General features: G+C 64.1%; 2 protein-coding genes and 1 pseudogene. All 3 read left to right on the top strand.

Going from position 1 to position 2,387, the window contains the following annotated elements:
- Positions 1-122: 122 nt before the first annotated feature.
- The 3 genes and pseudogenes from EGI20_RS17580 to EGI20_RS17570 all read left to right on the top strand — a co-directional run bounded on the left by EGI20_RS17580 (position 123) and on the right by EGI20_RS17570 (position 2,301).
- Positions 123-920, top strand: a complete 798-nt coding sequence (locus EGI20_RS17580) for an enoyl-CoA hydratase/isomerase family protein (RefSeq protein WP_498631174.1) — start codon at positions 123-125, stop codon at positions 918-920.
- Positions 920-985 (top strand): annotated as a pseudogene (locus EGI20_RS17575) (biotin carboxylase N-terminal domain-containing protein); the annotation flags it as partial. The gene EGI20_RS17580 and the pseudogene EGI20_RS17575, both read left to right, overlap by 1 nt.
- Positions 961-2,301 (top strand): ATP-binding protein, encoded by a 1,341-nt coding sequence (locus EGI20_RS17570; protein ID WP_498633014.1) that lies wholly within the window; start codon positions 961-963, stop codon positions 2,299-2,301. The pseudogene EGI20_RS17575 and the gene EGI20_RS17570, both read left to right, overlap by 25 nt.
- Positions 2,302-2,387: the final 86 nt, after the last annotated feature.

The following is a 2,387-nucleotide window of genomic DNA, read 5'->3' as shown; positions in this document are numbered from 1 at the left end:
TGGGACGACGGCATTATCGACCCGGCACAGACCCGCGACGTACTGGCACTGGCGCTGGATGCCTGCCTGTCCACCCCGATTCCCGACACGCGTTTTGGCGTGTTCCGTATGTGAGGCCTGCCATGGACAGCACGATACTGGAGATCGAACACAGCGCGGCCATCGCCACCTTGTGGCTGAATCGCCCCGCGCTACACAATGCACTGAATGAAGCACTGATCGATGCGCTCACCCATGCCCTGAACGCTCTGGCAAGCGATGCCAGCGTGCGTGTCATTGTGCTGGCCGGGCGCGGCACAAGCTTTTGCGCCGGCGCCGATCTTGACTGGATGCGCCGTGCCGCCGGTTTTAGCGACGCGCAAAACCTGGCCGATGCACAAGCGCTGGCCACCTTGCTCAAGACCCTGTACCGCTGCCCCAAGCCGGTGATCGCGCGCGTGCATGGTGCGGCACTGGCCGGCGGCATGGGTCTGGTCGCCGCGTGCGACATCGCCATCGCCACGCCCGAGGCCCGCTTCGGCCTGTCCGAAGTACGACTGGGGCTGATTCCGGCCACCATCGCGCCTTATGTCAGCGAAGCCATCGGCTTGCGCGCCATGCGCCGCTACACCCTGTCGGCCGAACGCCTCCAGGCCGACACCGCCTGGCGCCTGGGCCTGATACACGAGATAGTCGCACCGGACATGCTGGACAGCAGCATCGCAGCGGTGGCCCAGCAACTGGCGCTGGGGGCGCCGGGCGCACTTGCCCAGAGCAAAAAGTTGCTGCGCGCAGTGGCCGATGGCTCAACCAGCGATGACGCACTTCTGGCCGAAACCGCTGCCCTGATTGCCCGCACCCGCGCCGGCAGCGAGGCGCTCGAGGGGCTCGCTGCCTTCTTCGATAAACGCCGCCCCGCCTGGCAAGAGGAGCAAGACTGATGCTGGCCAAGATTCTGATCGCCAACCGCGGCGAAATTGCCTGCCGCATTATCCGCAGCGCCCGCGCCATATCGAAATCCAGCTGTTTGCCGACAGCCATGGCCACGCGGTTTATCTGTACGAGCGCGACTGCTCGGCCCAGCGCCGCCACCAGAAAGTCATCGAAGAAGCGCCGGCGCCGAATCTGGCACCGGCCACGCGCCGTGCCATGGGCGAGGCGGCCTGTGCGGCAGCGCGCGCCGTGGGCTATGTCGGCGCCGGCACAGTCGAATTCATCATGGACAGCAGCGGCGTCTTCTACTTTATGGAGATGAATACCCGGCTACAGGTCGAGCATCCGGTCACCGAGATGATTACCGGGCAAGATCTGGTCGCATGGCAGATCCGCGTCGCCGCAGGCGAGCTACTACCGCTGGCGCAGCAGGACATTCCCTTATCCGGCCACGCCTTTGAAGCGCGCATTTACGCCGAAGATCCGGACAAGGGCTTTTTGCCTGCCACCGGCACGCTCACCCATCTGCGCCTGCCACAAACCAGCGCACGGGTACGCATAGACAGCGGCGTGATCGAGGGTGACAGCATTTCGCCATGGTACGACCCGATGATCGCCAAGCTGGTTGTCTGGGGCGAGACACGCGAGCTTGCCTTGCAAACATTGAAATCGGCACTGGCCCAGTGCGAGATCGCCGGCGTCGCTTGCAATACTGCTTTTCTGGCGCGCCTGGCGGCCCACCCCGACTTTGCCGCCGGTCACGTCGACACCGGCCTGATCGCCCGCGACGAAGCCGAACTGCTGCTGGGTGCAGCGGCCGCCGAGCCGTGGCAACTGGCGCTACTCTCGCTTGCCGAGGCGCTGGACGGCGGCAATGGCTGGCGCCTGAACGGGACGTTCAAACGCCGCTTCGAATGGCAGGTCGCAGAGTGCGTGCATACCGTCTTGCTGGAATACCGGCCGGACGGCTTGCGCATCACGCTGGCGAACGAGGTGTTCGATGCACGCATTCAGGCCTTAAGCGATGGTTTCAGCGCCTGGCTTAACGGCCAGCATTATCAGGCCCGCGTCATTCATCAGGGCCAGCAACGCATCCTGTTCAGTCGCGGCCACAGCCTGAGCGCACGGCTTGGCGACCCGTATGCCTATGCCAGTCGTGAAATCCATGGCCACGCCCAAATCAAGGCGCCCATGCCCGGACGCGTCGTCGCCCATCTGGCCGCAGTAGGCACGCAACTGGAAAAAGGCGAGCCGCTGATGATACTGGAGGCGATGAAGATGGAGCACACGCTTAAAGCGCCGGCCGCCGGCAAGGTGAATGCCTATCTGTTTTCCCCTGGCGAGCAAGTCGGTGATGGTGACGAACTGGTCGATTTCGAAGCCGCATAAGGAGCGCATCATGCAGGTCAAAATCGTCGAAGTCGGCCCGCGCGACGGGCTGCAGAATGAAAAACAGCCCGTTACGCTGGCGGGCA

Source organism: Aquitalea sp. S1-19 (assembly GCF_024343515.1).
The sequence above is the reverse complement of the archived record's forward strand: the minus strand, read 5'-3'. Positions and strand labels throughout refer to the sequence as shown.

Coding starts and splice junctions, on each gene's coding strand:
- EGI20_RS17580 (WP_498631174.1), top strand. CDS start 123: ATGGACAGCACGATACTGGAGATCGAACACAGCGCGGCCATCGCCACC.